The sequence below is a fragment of the Oceanicola sp. S124 genome (genome assembly GCF_000220565.1).
GTDB lineage: Bacteria > Pseudomonadota > Alphaproteobacteria > Rhodobacterales > Rhodobacteraceae > Pseudooceanicola.
The window spans coordinates 1-16568 of the sequence record NZ_AFPM01000157.1 but is presented as its reverse complement, the minus strand read 5'-3'; the positions used below and the strand labels follow the sequence as shown (position 1 = coordinate 16568).

The window sequence follows — 16568 nt, the reverse complement described above, 5'->3', positions numbered from 1 at the left end:
CGCCGGGCCGCCGCGCTGCCGCCCGGTGGCGGCACTAGGCGAGGTCGATGAAGAACTTGCCCGCGCCGGTCACCTCGAGGAAGGCGCCGAAGAGCACGAAGATGAAGACGAAGGTGGCAGCACCCCCAGCGGGATGCCGTAGATGCCCTCGGCCCCCAGGGTCATCTGGCTGGCGAGGCGGTCCAGCGAGTAGCCGCGGTGGTTGAGGATGCCGGGCATCCAGTCGGCGAGGAAGGGCAGCTCTCCGCGGTTGCCGGCGAAGGCATAGATGACGAAGACCACGCCGATCACGGTCATGCCCAGGCCGACGGACCGGCGGGCGCCCTCGAGCACCACGAGAACGGTGAGCACGCCCATCCAGACGTCGATCTGGCGCGGGAAGATCTGGTTGGCGATGGTGTCGATGTTCATCGGCACCCAGGCCCCGACCGCGATGCTGCACAGGATCAGCGCGCCGTCGATGAGCCAGCCGAGCGCGCCGCGCGTGCGGTCCCGCCCGAAGGCCGGGTAGATCAGGAAGCACAGCACCAGGATGAACCCCAGGTGGATCGGGCGCTGGAAGAACAGGCCCAGGGGCTGCACCCCCGCCGACCAGAGCTGGAACAGCGACAGGGCGATGCCGATCACCGTGATCGCGCCCAGCACGAAGCGCGGCTGCGGCATCGGGCCGGTTGCCGGGCCAAGTTAGGGCCAGTTGTGGTTTCGTTGTCCGTCGTCATTTGTCCTCTGTCCCCCTCAGGGCGATCCGAACCCGCTCGTGCGTGGCGACCGCCGACAGGGATACCTCCCTGTCACCCATCCTGATCCGGTGATCGACCGGCCGGCCCCCGGTCGCAGCACATAGGCGTCGCCCGGCACGGGTTCGTCGATATCCAGTATGAAGTAGCCACCCTGTCCATCGGTGACCTGGCGTCCGCGTCCGGGAATGTGGTCGAGCCCGGCTGCGAAATCCGGCAGGTGCGACCAGACCAGCACCATGTGCCCGTTGCGGTTCTGGTAGCAGTCGGAGACCTCGAAGCCCTTGACCGAGTGATGCCAGAGCACGCACCAGCGTCCGCCCTCGGGAACCTCGAAACGCGCGATCTCCTCGCCGCTTTCGCGGGTCGCCAGAAGGATCTCTGCCCGGACGATGCCGGGCAGGGACAGGAGGAGGGCCAGAAGCCCTCCGCTGATGCCGCGCATCACGGGCGCAGGCGATCCGGGACCTCGGCCCCGATTTCCTCGAAGTAGCGGATCGCGCCGGGGTGCAGCGGCACCGGGGTCGCGCCGAGGGTGAACTCGACCGTGGTCTGGTTCGCCGCCGGATGCACCGCCTGCAGCTCGGCAATGTTCTCGAACATGGCGCTGGTGATCGCATAGGCCAGGTCGTCGGACATCTCGGAGGAGACGGCCAGCACGTTGGGAATGCCCAGCACGTCCATGTCCTCGTCGACGCCGGTGTAGGTGCCACCGGCCAGGGTGCTGACGGCGAAGGTCGCGTCGGCGGCCTTGGCGGCTTCGAGCTGCTCGGGCGTCAGGGTGATGAACGAGATGTTCTGGGTGGTGGCCAGGTTCAGCACCGAGGAGGTCGGCGCGCCGACCGACCAGAAGCCCACGTCGATATCACCGTTGGCCAGCGCGTCGGCGGTCTCGTTGAAGTTCAGGCGCTGCTCTTCGATGTCGTCGTAGCTGATGCCGTTGGCGTCCAGGATGGCGGCGGTGTTGACCTCGGTGCCCGAGCCGGGCGCGCCGACCGACACGCGCTTGCCGCGCAGGTCTTCCAGGGTCGAGATGCCGCTGCCTTCCAGGGTGACGATGTGCACCATGTTGGAATAGAGCGAGGCCAGGCCGCGCACCATCGACAGCTGCTGGCCCTCAAAGCGGCCGGTGCCGCTGTAGGCCTGGGCGACGGTATCGGCCAGGGCGATGGCGAGGTCCGCATCGCCGGTGGCGATCAGGCCCATGTTCTCGACCGAGGCGCCGGTGACTTCGGCAGTGGCCGAGTAGCCGTCGATATGGGTGTTGATGATTTCGGCCAAGCCGCCGCCGAGCGGGTAGTAGACGCCGCCCGTGCCGCCGGTCGCGATCGACAGCTGGCTTTGCGCCAGTGCCGGCGTGCCGAGGCCGAGCGCCACCAGCGCCGCCGTTCCGATCAGGCCCTTGGGCCCGCGAAGAAGTCCGTCAAGCATTCTGTCCTCCCATGATATTGTCGTCTTCAAAGTGTCTCGCGATCCTCCCGCGACGGTCGCAGGTTCTCAGAACTGCCGCCGGAAGTGCATGATTTTCTGGCGTGCTGCGCCAATTGCGTGGCAATCGACCGCCATGCCCGAGGCAGGATTTTGCCACGGCGGGGTGTCTCGTGTCCACTTCCGCGCGGCCCGCTGTGGACCAGATCCGGGACGGCGCGCGCAGGGTGATAGGAAAACCCGTTCGGGCGAATAGACATACGCCGGGGAATTTTCTGCTAGGGTCGGATCGCACGTACCGGGACAGACGGACTGCGAAAAGTGCAGGGGGAAAGGACAGTTATCCACGACAGACAGAAAAGGAGACACCCATGCACGATCAGGGGGGAACAGGGCTTGGTCAAGGGACAAGGGACCAGGCAGAGGATCTTTCCGGACAGAGCACTTTTACATTCGTGGGATCAGGTACTCTTTTCTCGGACATTGTATTGAGAACCATAGACAGGGAATTCACGTCGGTCCGCGCTGCCCGCTACCCCGATGTGACTACCTGGGGCCAGGTGGCCCTGGGACACCGGCCTGCGAGGGTTCCGCCGACGCGGCTTCTGGTCGTGGACGAGCGGCAGACCATCGACTTGCTGCACTTCCTCGAGACCCGGGGCGATGACCTCGCCGCCACGCGACTTGCCATCGCGGTGCGACGCCACGACGGCGCGGCGGCGCTGCTGGAGCACTGGCGCGATCCGCTGACCTCCTACGGGATCAGCGTACTGCCGATGAACCTGAACCTGACCGCCTGGATCCGCCTGTTGCGGCTGATCGAATGCGGCGAGCAGTACTTGCCGGTCTCGGCCATCGGCACCGCCTTTCCCGCGCCCCAGGGCCCCGGGCAGGGGCGCGGGGCCGCGCTCCGCTCCGGTTCAGGGCAGGGATGCCCGGGCGCCGGGGCCAGCGAAACCCTGACCCCGCGCGAACGGCAGGTCCTGCGCCTTCTTGCCGATGGCAGGCCGAACAAGGTGATCGCGCGGGAACTCTCGGTCTCGGCGCATACGGTCAAGCTGCATATCCATCGCATCATGGGAAAGCTCGGCGTGTCGAACCGGACCGAGGCAGCCATCCACTTCCTGCGCGACAGCCGGGCAACCGAGGATATCACCGGCACCGGCCCGGAGGGCTGAGGCGACAGACCCCGAGGGGGCTGACGGGCGGTCCCTGCGCGGCGCGGCCGGGCAGGGACCGCTGCCAGAGACGGCGCGGGGGCGACCCGCTCTGACACGGCCTCTCATCAGGATTGCATCAAACTGGGACTGGCATAGTGGCCGGAATTCGGCTCTACTTTCCCCAGGGACTCCCTTGGAGTGAACACCGGCTTGAGTGGGTAGAAGCACGGGTTCCATGACTCTGTTTACGGTCTGGAGCTGTCTGATGACCCGTTCGATGCCCATCACCATACGTCAACTCGAAGTGCTGAACGGTATCGCCAGCGCCGGCTCGATCCGGCGGGCGGCCAAGCTTCTGGGGCTCAGCCAGCCGACGATCTCGGCGCAGCTGGCCAAGCTCGAAGGCGCTCTCGGGACCGAGCTGGTCAACCGCAGCCATGGCCGCCCGGGCGCGCTGACCGCCGCGGGAGAGCTCTGGGCGCGCACCGCCCATTGCGTGCTCGACGAGCTGGACGAGGGGCACAACCGCCACAGCGAGTTGTTCGGCCAGCAGCGCTACAAGATGAGTTTCGCCACCATCCCCTCACATGCCGGCCGTGTCCTCGGCCTTGCCGCGGCACTGGCCGAAGCCGATCCGGCCTTCTCGGAGTTCACGGTCAGCCTGGCCCCCTCAAGTGCGGCGCTGCTGGAGTATATCGCCATCCGCAAGGCCCGCGTCGGTCTGCTGGCGATGACCGAGGTGCTGCGGCAGACCTCCTCCCTGGTCAGCGAGAAGATCTACGAGGACCGGATCTTCTGGGCGGTGCCGCGCAGTGTCGATCCCGACATGGTGCGCGAGATCCTCTACCGCGCCTCCGGCGGGGCGGAGCTGCCCCAGCCCCTGCGCCGACGAGTTGTCGTCCATGCCCCCCATGAATGGAGCACCACCAGCGACACCTGGTATCAGAGCGTCCTGCCCGCCGCCGCCCCCTTCTACATGAGCGACCTGCACGTGGGCGCGGTCGAGATCGTGGCGGCGGGGCTGGCGACCTGTCACGTGTCGATGACCCTGAAGTGCAACCTGCCCGAACGCATCCGCGACCATGTCGCCTTCTACGATACGGGCCTGAACGCCCAGACCATGGTGCTGGCCATTCCGCGTCACCTGATGGCGGTGCCCACCTTCTCGGGCTACTTCCGCGGTCTCGCCACGGCGCTGCGGGACCACTACGCCCGGACGCTGCCGGCCTCGGCCTTCTGCCCGGGGCGCAGCGGGGCGCTCATGCCCGGGCTCTGATCCTTCCGCCAACCGGTCCCCCGCCTGTCGCTCCCTTTCTGTGCCGAAGCAGCAAGAACGGCCGCACGAGGCGGCCGTTCTCGGGTCTCCTGCCCCGGCCGGGACCGCCGGGGCAGGAGCGATGCAGCGACGCGGGGGGCGGGATCACTGCATCTGCGCGCGGCAATAGCTGGCTACCTGCGCGTCGTTGTAGGGGGCGCCTCGCTGCTTGCGTGCAAGGATGGCGCCGTCCTCTCGCCGGGAGCAGTTCACGTAGCTCGATATCGACCGCGCGGTCTGCGCAGGGGCGGCGCGGGCAGGGACAGTCCGCGACGGTGCGCTCGCCGCGAAGGCAGCCCGCTGCGCAGCCTGGCTGGCCTGGCGCCGCTCGGAGGCGGAACAGGCGCTGTTGGCGGGGATCGTGCCGACCTGGCGCAGTGCCAGGCAGGCCTCGGAGTCGCGCCGCGCGATCATGATCAGGGCGGCGCTACCCTGGCCCATCTGTGCCAGCAGGCAGGCCTCGTCGACGCGCGAGTTGCCACCGCCGGCGCCGCCGCCGATCAGCGAGATCCCGACGCTGCTGGACAGCGAACAGGGATGCCCGGATCCCATCGAGGGCGGCTGTACCGCCGGCGCCGAGCGCACCGTGTAAGAGCCGCTGTAGCCGTGATGGGTGGTGATCTCGCTGGGGGTTCTCTGATCCAGGTAGATCTGGGCATTGGAATATCCGCCCGAGGCCGCCGCCATGGCCTGGCTGTTCACCTGGGCCGAGCTGGACGAACCGGAGTTGGAAGTGCTGGTGGCGGTCTGGCCGAATGCGGATGTCGCGAGAATGACCGTGGAAAGAATTGCAGCGGTCTTCATCAGGACATTGAGGGACTTCCCTTTTGTGACAGTTTTCATTGTTTCTCCTCCCCGAACGCAGAGGTGATTGTTGAAGCCGGAGCAGTACGTTCGGATAGCTGCTCCGGCCCACCTGGCCGGTGGGTTCGGCCAGGTTTTGGCACCACGCGTCAGAACATGATGCCAATGCCGCCGAAGGCACCGCTGGTGCTGCCGTTGCCGGCGCTGTAGCCCCCGGAAGCGCCGGCGGCGCCAAAGCCGAAGGAGCCGCTGGTCGAGGTGTTGTTGATCACCCCGACAGCACCGGTCGAGCTGGTCGAGCCGGACAGGCCGAGGGTCGTGTAACCCGTTGCAGCACCTGCGCTTGCCAGGTTCATCGAGGTGGTGTTGCTGGCGCCGGCAACGCCGCCGAAGGTGCCCGCGCCGGAGCTGCCCGAGGCGACGGCGCCGCTTTCGGATCCCGACCAGGAGCCGGTTCCGAGAACGACCTGGGCCGAGGCGGCCCCGGCGGAAAGCGTGGCGATTGCGGCCAGAGTAAGGAATGTCTTCATTGTAATAGCTCCTGTTGCGTTGATATATCGACAGCGGGATCGCGATCGACTTTCATTTCGAGGCGAGGCCTCCGGACCAATTTACTTTCGGCGGGCGCTCATTGGCAGCTGCGGTGATGTCCGTCGGAATTAAGGATTGCTTTTCAGCGGGCATTGCCGTGACGATTGTCATGCCTTTGGGCTGCAAAAGCGGCGGCATTGTCATTTCGGGCTATCTGGGCATAGACCGAATGGTCGGGGGAGGGGGCAGGGGCGACCTGATCGGGGGATCGGCTGGCCGCTTCAAGGCGCGCATCGCTTCGGGCGTTGCACCGGCTGCATGGCGCCGGGGCGCTCACGCGCCGATGCCGGTATCTTGACATTGACCAGCCGGAGGCAGAGCTTCGCGACTCTTTGCGGGAGTTTTCACGCCATGGCCAAGAAGAACCGGACCTTTGCCGTCATCGGTCTGGGCGCTTTCGGAAGCGCCGTCGCCACCGAGCTGGCACGTTTCGGCAACCAGGTGATCGGGGTCGATCTGGACGAGCGCAAGGTCGCCCAGGTCTCGGACGCGCTGAGTTCCGCCGTCATCCTCGACACCACCGACGAGGCCGCCCTGCGCGATGCGGGCATCGACAAGTACGATGTCGCGCTGATCGCCATCGGCCGCGACATCCAGGCCAGCATCCTGACCACGATGAACCTCAGGATGCTGGGCATCGGGGCGATCTGGGTGAAGGCGAACAACAAGACCCATCACCGGATCCTGTCCAAGCTGGGGCGCCGACAGGGTGATCCTGCCCGAGCAGGAGATGGGCCGCCATATCGCCCAGATGCTCAACAATCCCGTGGTCCAGGATTACGTCAGCCTGGGCAACGGCTACAGCGTCGTGAACATCGTCGTCCCCGAGGGGCTGGCGGGGCGCGAGGTGGCCTCGCTCGGCTTCGGCTCGACCTACGACCTGCGCCCGCTCGGGGTGATGCGCGGCACCGAGTTCCGCTCCTGCGAGGCGGACGGCATGGGGCTCGAGGCCGGTGACAAGCTGATCCTTCTGGGCAAGCGGCCCGAGCTGCGCCGCTTCGGCGATACCCTCTGACACGGAAGGGCCGGAAGATGCCGACGCGTCAACGCCTGTCCCGGGAGCTTGCCGGGATGCCGCCGCCGCTGGTGCTGGCGGCGCTTTATGCGGTGCTGATCCTTGCCGGGGCGCTGCTGCTGCTGCTGCCGATCTCGCACCGGGTGCCGATCAGCTGGTCGGATGCGCTTTTCACCTCGACCTCGGCGGTGACGGTGACCGGGCTGGTGGTGCTGGACACCGGCGCCGACCTGACCTTCTTCGGACAGGCGGTGCTGGCCTTCCTGATCCAGATGGGCGGGCTGGGCCTGATGACCTTCGCGGTGCTGATCCTCGGCGCCCTCGGTCTGCCCGTGGGGATCACCGGACAGATCTACCTGCGCGACGACCTGAACCAGAATTCGGTCAACCAGCTGTCACGGCTGGTGGTCACCATCCTCAAGGTCGTCTTCTTCTGCGAGCTGACCGGGGCGCTCTTGCTGGGGCTGACCTTCATCCCCCGCTTCGGCTTCTGGCGCGGCTCGTGGGAGGCGCTCTTCCATTCCATCTCGGCCTTCAACAACGCGGGCTTTTCGACCTTCCCGGACGGGCTGGTCTCGCTGGCGACGGATCCGGTGGTCAACCTGGTGATCCCGGCGCTCTTCATCGTCGGTGGCATCGGCTACGTCGTCCTGCACGACATCTTCACCAAGCCGTCCTGGCGCGCCTGGTCGCTGCACACCAAGATCATGCTGACCGGCACCGCGGTGCTGATCCCCTGGTCGGTCGGCATGTTCGCCCTGCTGGAGTGGCACAACCCCGGCACCCTGGCGCAGTTCGACAGCGTGCTCGCCCGGCTGACGGTCAGCTGGTTCCAGGGGGTGACGACACGGACCGCGGGCTTCAACACCACAGACATCGGGGCGATGCACGACAGCACCTCGCTGATGTTCATCTCGCTGATGCTGATCGGCGGGGGGCCGGCCTCGACCGCGGGGGGGATCAAGGTGACGACCTTCGTGGTGATGATCTTCGCCACCGTGGCCTTCTTCCGGCGCCAGCAGCAGCTGCATGCCTTCGGCCGCAGCATCGGGCTTGAGCAGGTGCTGAAGGTCATGGCCCTGACGGCGATCAGCGTGATCCTGGTCTTCGCCGGGGTCTTCCTGCTGGCTGCGACCCACGACGGCCATTTCCTCGACATCAGCTTCGAGGTGGCCAGCGCCTTCGGCACCGTCGGCCTGTCGCGTGGCTATACCTCAGAGCTGTCGGAATTCGGCCGGCTGGTGATCATCGTGATCATGTTCCTGGGCCGGGTCGGCCCGCTGACCCTGGGCTTCTTCCTGGCGACCCGCACCGTGCCGCGGGTGCGCTACCCCGAGGGCAACATCTACCTCGGTTAGGTCGGCAGGGGCGGCAGGCCTCCGGCCCGCCGCCCCCGTGGGTCAGTTCAGCGCCGCGGTCAGGCGCAGGGTCAGCACGCTGGCTTCGCCGCCGACCTCGTAGGCCTGCGGGGCCATCATCCCCGAGACCATGCCGGTGGCGGTCCGGTCGCGGAAGCCGATGTAGCGATAGTTCACGCCCACCGACCAGCGGTCCGACAGCCGGTAGTCGGCACCCAGGCCCGCCATCAGGCCCGCCGAGACACCGTCAAGGGACACCCGGCAGGCGGTTGGGCAGAAGGGGGTCTCGTTCGGCACGTCCAGCTTGGCCAAGGCCAGGCCGGTCTCGCCGTAGAACATCCAGTCGCCGACATCCTGGCCGACGCGGCCAGCGATGGTGAACACCGGACCGATCTTCGTCGAGAAGGTGTCGCCTGCGAACAGCGGCGAGTCGATGGTCTCGTCATGGTCGAGGCTGCTCAGGCCGACGCTCCAGCCCAGAAGCAGGTTGCCACGGCGCATCATCTGGCCCAGTTCCACGCCATAGGCCAGGCCGCTGTCCTCGCCCGAGGATTGATAGCCCGGCAGCGCGAAGATTATGTCGCCGCCGGCAACCCAGTCGACCTGGCTGCGGCTCTTGCCCAGTCCGAGGCTGACATAGGAGCCTTCCCAGCCTTCGGCATGGGTCGCCCCGGCCAGCCCCAGGCCGGCGACAAGAGCAAGAGAGGTTTTGCGGAAGAGAGTGCGCAGGAATGACATGAAACGGTCCTCGGAACAGTACTGTCTTCCAGCGCTAGAAGCTGTCTGTGAAAAGTGGAAGCACTTGCTGTGGCGGCGCTTTCACTCGGTGACGCCAAGTGGCAACAAAGGCACGTTTACCCATGAGTTATCACTGTTTCCTGTTGGTCACGTGGCGACGAGGGAAGGCCCGCCCGGCTGGATCGGGCGGGCCCTGTCGCAGGGCAGAAGGGGGCGGACCGGACGTGCCGCCCGGGGCCAGGGTCAGGCGCCGGCCTGTCCGGCCTTGAGCCCGGCATCATATGCAGCGATGCGCTGCGCCGAGGGGCGGGCCTCGCAGCGCGCGATCCAGTCCTGCACCGCCGGGTGGTCGGGGGCCGAGGCCGGGAACCAGGTGAAGGGCGAGACCAGCAGCAGGTCTGCCGCGCTGAACTGCTCTCCCATCAGGAAGGGGGCCTGATCCAGAGCCGCGACGAGACGGGCGGTCATCTCGGGCATGCCGCGGAAGGTCGCACCATATGCGGGATGGGTGATGCCGGCCACGCTGCCGACGATCACCGGTTCGACCACATTGCCGTACCAGGCCAGCCAGCTCAGGTAACGGCCCCGCTGCGGGTCACCGGGCAGGGGCCCCAGGCCCGCCCCGGGAAAGAGATCGGTCAGGTAGAGGATGATGGCATTGGATTCCCAGATCTCGACGCCATCGTGGACAAGCAGCGGCACCTTGCCCTCGGGATGGGGGTTCGCCGGATCCCTGCCGCCGCTGCCGTCCTGCCGGGTGATATCGACGATGCGGATATCCACCTCGGACCAGATGCCCAGCTCTTCGACAAGCCGGATGATCCGCGAGCTGCGGGTGAAGGGGGAATGGTAGAGTGTCAGCATGAGAGCCGTCCGTATCTGGTGTTGTCTGGAGGCCCGGTATAGATCGGGGGTACTGTCAGTTTCCGTCAGGATGTCATGAGCCGATCCGCCCGTCTTTTCCGCCTGATGACCGCGCTTCGGGTGCTGCCGCAGCCGGTGACCGCGGCGCGCCTCGCCGCCGAGATGGAGGTCTCGGAGCGCACGCTGTACCGCGATATCGAAACCCTGCGGGCCAGTGGCGCGGTGATCGAGGGGGCGCCGGGGCTCGGCTACACGCTGACCGAGGATACGGCCCTGCCGCCGCAGACCTTCGACCGGATCGAGATGGAGGCGCTGGTTGTCGGCCTCAGCGACGTGCGCCAGCGGGGTGATGTGCAGCTGGCGCGGGCGGCTGAAAGCGCGCTGGCGAAGATCGCCGCGCGCCTGCCCGAACGCCAGCAGCGCCAGATCCTGCACGCCACCCACATGGTCTACCGCTACCAGCAGCCTGCCTTCGAAGGGCCCGACATGTCCGGGATCCGTGCCGCCTGCTGGGACGAACGGGCCCTCGACCTGCGCTATCGCGATGCGGGCGGGGCAGTCAGCACCCGGCGGGTCTATCCGCTGGCCATCGTCTACCTCGACCGGGGGCCGGGGCTGCTGGCCTGGTGCTGCCTGCGCCAGGATTTCCGCCGCTTCCTGATGGCGCGCATGGACGAGGCGCTGCCGACCGACGAGAGCTTCCGACCGCACCGCGTGCGCCTGCTGCGAGAGTTCATCACGCAGATGCATGCCGAGGGCGGCGGGACGTCCCCGGGCCCAGCCTGAGCGCGCGCCGTTTCGGCCCGGGCGGGGCGGCGCGCCGCCAAGCTGCAAGGCGTTGAATGCGCGCGCGTTTCGGGTCAGTGTCGAAGGCACAACCTGCGCAGGGAGGCCCCGGGGATGATCGAGGTTGATTTCGCCAGCGACGCGGAGCGCAGGCCGCGCTGCGCCTGCCGTGTCTGCGCGGCGACGGGCGCCAGTCACAGCCTGGACGTGCAGGGCGATGCCGGCACGCTCTCGCTGTTTCTCTGTGCCGACTGCGGGTCCTACTATTTCGACGGCGAGGCGCCGGTCAGCGGCTACGAGGGCGGCCTGGCCGACGGGTTCTGGCTGGACTACGTGCAGGGCGGAGCGGGGCTGATCAGCATGTTCTCGCCGCTGCTGGCGCTGGATCCGGTGCCCGAGGGATCGCTGATCGATGTCGGCTGCGGCTTCGGCTTCGTGGTGGACTACTGGACGCGCCACCACGGACCGGCCATCGGGCTCGAGAAGTCCGCCTACGGGGCGATCGGGGCGCAGTCCCTCGGGGCGGATATCCGGCCGCAGTACCTGGATGACTATCGCCAGAGCGATCCCGACAGCCGCCATGCCATCGTCTATTCCAGCGAGGTGATCGAACATGTCCCCGATCCGGGGGCATTTCTGGACGAGCTGGTGACGATGCTGGACGCGCGGTCGCTGCTGATCCTGACCACGCCCGCGGCCACGGCGATCCGCCCCGATGTCGACCGGGCCGAGCTGATCGCGGCGCTCTCGCCGCATTTCCACTATGCGATCCTGTCCGAAAAGATCCTGCGCCGCATGCTCGAAGAGCGTGGCCTGCAGGTGCATATCGAGATCCACGGCGTGCAGATGGTGGCCTGGGCCAGTCGCGCGCCCTTGCCGAAGATCCGCTACGGGCGCTTCGACTGGCCGGTCTATCTGGACCACCTCGACCAGCTTGCCGAAACGGACGAGCCGCATCTGGCCATCGGGGCGCTCTACCGGCTGTTCAAGGACGCGATGAACTCTGGCCACCCCGAGATCGCGGGCCGGGCCTGGGACAGGTTGCTGCCCCGCGTGCGGGCGGTCTACGGCATCGACCTTCTGGCGCCCGAGCTTTCCGGGCTGATGCAGATCACCACCCCCCTGGCCCAGCTGGATCGCTATCCCTCGTGGCTGGGGCTGGGCCTGCTGTTCGGCGCGCTGCATGTCGGGCACCAGAGCAATGACCGGCGGCTGAAACTGCGGATGCTGGATGCCGCCCTTGCGGTGCTGCGGCGGCGGGCCGAGGTCGACCTCCAGTTCGGTCAGGAGGCGCGCCACTGCCTGCCCTTCGCCGAACGGCAGTACCTGATCGCGCTGTCCGAGGCGCTGACCCTCGGCATCCAGCCGCAGCAGAGCGAGGGGATGCCGGAAGACCTGCGGGCCAGCCTCTCGATCCTCGTGCGGGAACTGGTCGACCGCCTGCCGACCGACGCAGGAAGAGATGGGGAATGACGGAAGGACCAGGGCTGCCGGCTCGGGCATGGGGGGCCAACCAGTCGCCCCTGCACCATGCGGCTCTGAACGGAGAGCGGGTCGAGCATCCCGACGGCAGCGTCTCGTTGCGGGCCGCTGCGAGCACGGACAGTGCAGGGCTCTGCTGCCTTTGGGCGTTCTCCGGGGCGCCTCAAGCGCTGCGGTGCGGCGTCGTGTCGAGGGGCGCTGGCGCTACCTGGGACTGGATTACAAGGCGGATGCGAATGTCGACCTGACGGGCGATGCCCATCACCTGACCCGCAGCCTCGGGCCGGGGACGGTCGACCTGGTCTATTCCTCCGAAGTGATGGAGCATCTCCTGTCTCCGTTGCGTTTCGTCTTCGAGGCGAACCGGGTGCTGGTGCGCGGCGGCTTGTTCATTGCCCGGATGCCGACGATCTGGCCGCTGCATGCCGAGCCCTGGGATTTCTGGCGGATCACCAGCCATGGCTGGCCCTCGTTGCTGAATGCCGAGACGGGGTTCGAGATCCTCGACCGGTGCGAGGTGGGCCAGACCACCGTGGTGCCGCTGCTGGCACGGGCCGACAATGGCAGGATGTCGATGCCGGGGTCCCCGGCGCCGATGCTGACCGTGGTGGTGGCGCGCAAGCTGGCCGAGGTTGGCAGGGACAGCAGCGGCCGGCCCGAGGGGCTGGCGGCGGGGGACTACGACCACGCCTGAGGGGCGCCCCGGATCAGGCGCGGGCACGTTGCAGGCGCGAGGCCTCGACATGGCGGCGGAACCGCAGGGGGTCGCCGCCATGCAGCTCGACCGCCTGCAGCCAGAGGTCGGCATCCGGGCCGCTGGCATTGCGGCGGCAGAAGTCGGCCTTGAGGAAGGGGAAACCCGCTGCCAGCAGTTCCCGCCACAGGTGATGTGTCGGATTGAAGGTCGGACGGATCTGGCTGTCGACGCCGGACAGCACCGACATCGGGAACAGCCCTTCGGCGCGCAGCCCGGCCAGCCGTTCGGCCACATGACGCAGGAAGAGCTCGTAGAGGACGATGCAGGCGGTCTTGTGCGACATGTCGCGAACCGAGGTCAGGAAGTGACGCAGCACCGGGTTGGCCGGCCCGCGGTTCTTCAGCGCCCAGAAGAAGCTTTGGAAATGCGGTTCGGAGTCGTCTGAATCGGTCAGGTAGACGAGGTCGGCCGGGCTTGCGTCTATCCGCCCGAGCACCCGGTCGAACCCGGCGAGCGGGCCAAGGACGCTGTCATTGGCAAAGAGCAGAGTGCCGGCCTGCCAGAGTTCCGGGTAGAGGGTCAGAGCGGCGGTCCAGGCGCCGAAGTCGAGGCCCTGGTTGGCCCGCATCAGCACCAGGTCGGCAAGCTCTTCGACGCCGGACGGGGGCGGATGGTCCCCCTCGACCGCCATGATCAGTACCGTACGGTACCCGCCGCGCCGCAGCGCGGCCAGGATATCCCTGGTGCAGGGAAGCAAGGTGCCATCCGGTGCATAGGAGACAAACAGGCAGACCTTCTGGCCGGTGAAACGGGGCACCAGTGGCCCCAGGGTGACGACCTTCGCAGCCGTATCCACCCGGTCCAGAAGGCTGTCGGAATGCCGGGCGACCTGCGCAAGGCGGCGACGGGTGAACACCAGCTGCGGGTTGAGGCAGGCAGAGCACTCGGCGGCCAGGTAGCGCAAGGCGGTATGGCGGTCGTAGAGTGCCCGGCGTGCGGCGCGCGACAGGCTGGCACGGCGATCCGCGCCGATGCTGCCGCCCCGGGCGTGGGCAACGAAGCAATCGGTGGCGATGCGTAGCCCGTGGCCCGCATCGAGGGCCCGCAGCGAGAGATCCTGGAACTCACCGTAGCCCTGCGGGAAAAGCCCGGCATCAAGCCCGCCGAGGTCATCGTAGATGGCGCGCTCGACCAGCACGCAGAAGCCCTGGATCAGCGGCGTGTCGGCGGCCCCCATGACCGAGAGAAAGCGCAGGTGCGCCGCAAGCCGCTGCTGTTGGTCGGGATCGGGCATCTGTTGCACGGCGTAGTTGCCACTGGCGTCGAAGATCTCGGCGGTGCCCTGCCAGGCGGCATTGTTGGACAGCGGCCCGACCATGGCGACCCCGGAGCCCTCGGGCATGGCCGCCGAAAGCGCCTCCAGCCAGCCGGGGCCGGGCCGGGTGTCGCTGTTCAGGGCGACGAAGCGCGAGGCGCTGCTGGCGGTCAGGCCAATCAGCAGGGCTCCGGTAAAGCCCTGCTGGCGCGGCGTGCGCAGCACCTGGATGCCGCGGCGTGCCGAGGCCTGCTCTGCCAGCCAGCGGGCGGTCTGCGGGCTGCTGCAATCGTCGACCAGGATGATCCGGCCCAGCAGGGGGCAGCGCGCCGCCTCGAGTGCTGCCAGGCAGTCGGTCAGATGCTCCAGCCCGTCATGCACGGGGATGATCACGTCGACCGGCGCGGCGCGTCCGCGGGCCGGCGGGTCGGGCAGGCGGCATCCGGGCAGGGGCAGGGCGAGGCCATCCAGAAACTCGGCCAGACGTCCGGACGGGGCGGTCTCGAAGAAGTCGGCGAAGATCTCGCGGAAGGCGAGCAGCGGCGCGGCGCTTTCGGGATAGGCTTCGCAGAGTTCGGCGGCCAGCATCAGGGCAAGTTCGTGATCGCCGCGCTGCCGGTTCACCTCGCACTCAAGCAGGCCGACCTCGGCCAGCTTGTGGCCCGAGGTGTGCAGCCAGGCTAGATCCTCGACCGCCGCGTCGATCTGACCAAGGTCCACAAGCGCCCGGGCGCGGACAAGCCGCATTTCGGCCGAGCCCGGATGATCGGCAAGGCTGTCATCTGCAAGGGCGGTATCGGCCATGTCGCGCGCCAAGGCCGGGCAGTCGGCGGCCTGAAGGGCGATGGCCAGTGACAGGCGCACGCCCGGGTGGTCAGGTGCCAGGGACAGCGCCCTGCGATAGCTTTCGACGGCCCCGCCCAGACGGTTCTGCAGATAGAGCAGCCGGCCAAGACCCATATGTCCCTCGACCGCCTCGGGCGCTGCCTTGATCGCCCGTCGCCACCAGCCCTCGGCACTGTCCGGCGCCTTGAGGGCCAGTGCCGCCTCTGCCAGCATGCGCAGCAGGGCGGCATCGGGACGGGTGGGCAGCAGGGCATTGCGCAGCAGGTCATGCGCCTCGGCGAAGGATCCTTCGCCCAGAAGCCGGCGCGCGCGGGCAAGGGTGTCTTCGGTGGTCGTGCTGAGGGTCATGGGGCGTCGGCCTGATGGTCTTCCTCCGCGCGGGCAGCCCGTGCATCCGGAGGGGACGGCGCTGCCTCAGCAGACGGATTCGATGTTCGCCCAGCCCGCCGAGAACTGCGGACTCTGGTTGATGAAATCGTAGCTCAGCGTTATCGCGGCCTCGTCGAAGGTGTAGCCGACGCCCAGGTCGAGCCCCCAGCTTCCGTCGAAGAAGTAAGACACACCTGCGGCGGCGACGGTCTCGTTCGGGCGGTTCGAGGACAGGATCTTGGTGGTCAGGCCCAGCTGAGGCTGGCTGCCGCCCCCGAAGTTGAGTGCAAGGCCCAGCATCACCGCGGGGTCTGCCGTGGCCGACCCAGAGAGCAGGATGGTGGCAAGTGCCGTTGTTCCGGCCAGCTTTTTCATGACTCCGTCCCTCCCTGCGGTCTTCAGATTGCATTCAGCTTTGGCGGGTGTCGCTTGTGCTGTCAATCATTTTGCCGCGCGGGCGAGAGTTGCTGGACGGATGTGGAGGGTATGGCACAAGACCCGGAAATCCGGGGGATCGGATGGGCGGCTCCTTCAGTCATTGCGGGGTATTGCGGCCCGGTCGACCGGGGTGGCGAAGGCTTCTTGCTGGGCGTCCGAGAGGGCGCGGGGCAGGACCGACATCTGGGTTTCTCCATCGTAGAGGCGGAAATCTGCGCTGACCTGTGCGACGGCGTCCAGCTGCAGGGTCAGGTCCTGCGTTGCGGCCAGCGTGGTCAGCGCCCTGCGCCGGGCAAGCCTGTCGCCGCCCCCCGTGCTGCGTCCCAGCGTCAGCACCAGCGTGCCACCCTGCGGCTGCTGCGCGGCGAAACGCAGGACGGTCTCCTGCGTCGGGTCCGGCGCAAGGTCCGGGGCGCGCAGCCCCGGGGTCAGATGGGCCTCGACCTCTCGTCGGTCGCGGCAGACAGGGATTTCAGCCCGTCCTCAGTCAAGGGCGCCTCGCCGTCGCCCGGCCCGGTGTCGTGCCCGGTGTCGTGCCAGGTGTCGTCGCCGGGGGGACGGAGGGGCGGAGCCGGAGGATCTGGCTGACATGGCGCCAGGCAGTGACCGGGCGGAGCGGAGCGGC

At 67.8% G+C, this 16568-nt stretch carries 16 protein-coding genes and 1 pseudogene; 7 read left to right on the top strand and 10 right to left on the bottom strand.

Going from position 1 to position 16568, the window contains the following annotated elements; genetic code table 11:
* Positions 1-69: 69 nt before the first annotated feature.
* From OS124_RS0110860 to OS124_RS0110850, 3 genes are all read right to left on the bottom strand, one after another.
* Entirely contained in the window at positions 70-663 is a 594-nt protein-coding gene (locus OS124_RS0110860; RefSeq protein ID WP_010139620.1) for a hypothetical protein, read from the bottom strand.
* Positions 664-735: 72 nt separating this feature from the next.
* On the bottom strand, positions 736-1182 hold the full coding sequence (locus OS124_RS24380) for a DUF1850 domain-containing protein (RefSeq protein ID WP_010139619.1): 447 nt from the start codon (positions 1180-1182) through the stop codon (positions 736-738).
* Positions 1182-2168: a TAXI family TRAP transporter solute-binding subunit gene (locus OS124_RS0110850; protein WP_010139618.1), complete on the bottom strand. Its 987-nt coding sequence runs from the start codon at positions 2166-2168 to the stop codon at positions 1182-1184. The genes OS124_RS24380 and OS124_RS0110850 overlap by 1 nt, the downstream gene beginning before the upstream one ends.
* Positions 2169-2653: 485 nt before the next feature.
* Here OS124_RS0110850 and OS124_RS24375 point away from each other — a divergent pair, with 485 nt between their 5' ends.
* A complete protein-coding gene (locus OS124_RS24375; protein ID WP_168161464.1) occupies positions 2654-3343 on the top strand; it encodes a helix-turn-helix transcriptional regulator in 690 nt (229 codons plus the stop codon).
* 247 nt (positions 3344-3590) lie between these two features.
* Positions 3591-4601 carry a LysR family transcriptional regulator gene (locus OS124_RS0110840; RefSeq protein ID WP_010139615.1) on the top strand — a complete coding sequence of 337 codons (1011 nt, stop codon included), beginning with the start codon at positions 3591-3593 and terminating at the stop codon, positions 4599-4601.
* 144 nt (positions 4602-4745) lie between these two features.
* Here OS124_RS0110840 and OS124_RS0110835 read toward each other — a convergent pair whose 3' ends face one another.
* Together OS124_RS0110835 and OS124_RS0110825 are read right to left on the bottom strand one after the other, a co-directional pair.
* Positions 4746-5483, bottom strand: coding sequence for a hypothetical protein (locus OS124_RS0110835; RefSeq protein ID WP_138919501.1), 738 nt, complete (start codon positions 5481-5483; stop codon positions 4746-4748).
* Between the two features lie 110 nt (positions 5484-5593).
* The gene (locus OS124_RS0110825; protein ID WP_010139612.1) at positions 5594-5974 is read right to left on the bottom strand and encodes a hypothetical protein; all 381 of its coding nucleotides are present in this window, start codon (positions 5972-5974) and stop codon (positions 5594-5596) included.
* A 412-nt stretch (positions 5975-6386) separates the two neighbouring features.
* Here OS124_RS0110825 and OS124_RS24370 point away from each other — a divergent pair.
* Positions 6387-7050: pseudogene (locus OS124_RS24370) on the top strand (potassium channel family protein).
* Positions 7051-7067: 17 nt separating this feature from the next.
* Positions 7068-8408 carry a TrkH family potassium uptake protein gene (locus tag OS124_RS0110815; RefSeq protein WP_040607036.1) on the top strand — a complete coding sequence of 447 codons (1341 nt, stop codon included), beginning with the start codon at positions 7068-7070 and terminating at the stop codon, positions 8406-8408.
* Positions 8409-8450: 42 nt separating this feature from the next.
* On the opposite strand, the gene OS124_RS0110810 is transcribed toward OS124_RS0110815, so the two are convergent.
* Both OS124_RS0110810 and OS124_RS0110805 read right to left on the bottom strand, forming a co-directional pair.
* Positions 8451-9146: an outer membrane protein gene (locus OS124_RS0110810; RefSeq protein WP_010139610.1), complete on the bottom strand. Its 696-nt coding sequence runs from the start codon at positions 9144-9146 to the stop codon at positions 8451-8453.
* Positions 9147-9389: 243 nt separating this feature from the next.
* The gene (locus tag OS124_RS0110805; protein WP_010139609.1) at positions 9390-10010 is read right to left on the bottom strand and encodes a glutathione S-transferase family protein; all 621 of its coding nucleotides are present in this window, start codon (positions 10008-10010) and stop codon (positions 9390-9392) included.
* A 75-nt stretch (positions 10011-10085) separates the two neighbouring features.
* On the opposite strand from OS124_RS0110805, the gene OS124_RS0110800 reads away from it, so the two are divergent.
* The 3 genes from OS124_RS0110800 (at position 10086) to OS124_RS24360 (ending at position 12972) form a co-directional block, all read left to right on the top strand.
* The gene (locus OS124_RS0110800) at positions 10086-10796 is read left to right on the top strand and encodes a helix-turn-helix transcriptional regulator (protein WP_010139608.1); all 711 of its coding nucleotides are present in this window, start codon (positions 10086-10088) and stop codon (positions 10794-10796) included.
* Between the two features lie 114 nt (positions 10797-10910).
* Positions 10911-12269: a class I SAM-dependent methyltransferase gene (locus OS124_RS26070; protein WP_010139606.1), complete on the top strand. Its 1359-nt coding sequence runs from the start codon at positions 10911-10913 to the stop codon at positions 12267-12269.
* A 184-nt stretch (positions 12270-12453) separates the two neighbouring features.
* Positions 12454-12972: a methyltransferase domain-containing protein gene (locus tag OS124_RS24360; protein ID WP_010139605.1), complete on the top strand. Its 519-nt coding sequence runs from the start codon at positions 12454-12456 to the stop codon at positions 12970-12972.
* A 13-nt stretch (positions 12973-12985) separates the two neighbouring features.
* On the opposite strand, the gene OS124_RS0110785 is transcribed toward OS124_RS24360, so the two are convergent.
* From OS124_RS0110785 to OS124_RS0110775, 3 genes are all read right to left on the bottom strand, one after another.
* Positions 12986-15484 carry a glycosyltransferase gene (locus OS124_RS0110785; protein WP_010139604.1) on the bottom strand — a complete coding sequence of 833 codons (2499 nt, stop codon included), beginning with the start codon at positions 15482-15484 and terminating at the stop codon, positions 12986-12988.
* A 66-nt stretch (positions 15485-15550) separates the two neighbouring features.
* Entirely contained in the window at positions 15551-15880 is a 330-nt protein-coding gene (locus OS124_RS0110780; protein WP_010139603.1) for a hypothetical protein, read from the bottom strand.
* 156 nt (positions 15881-16036) lie between these two features.
* Positions 16037-16279, bottom strand: coding sequence for a hypothetical protein (locus OS124_RS0110775; RefSeq protein WP_010139602.1), 243 nt, complete (start codon positions 16277-16279; stop codon positions 16037-16039).
* Positions 16280-16568 lie beyond the last annotated feature (289 nt).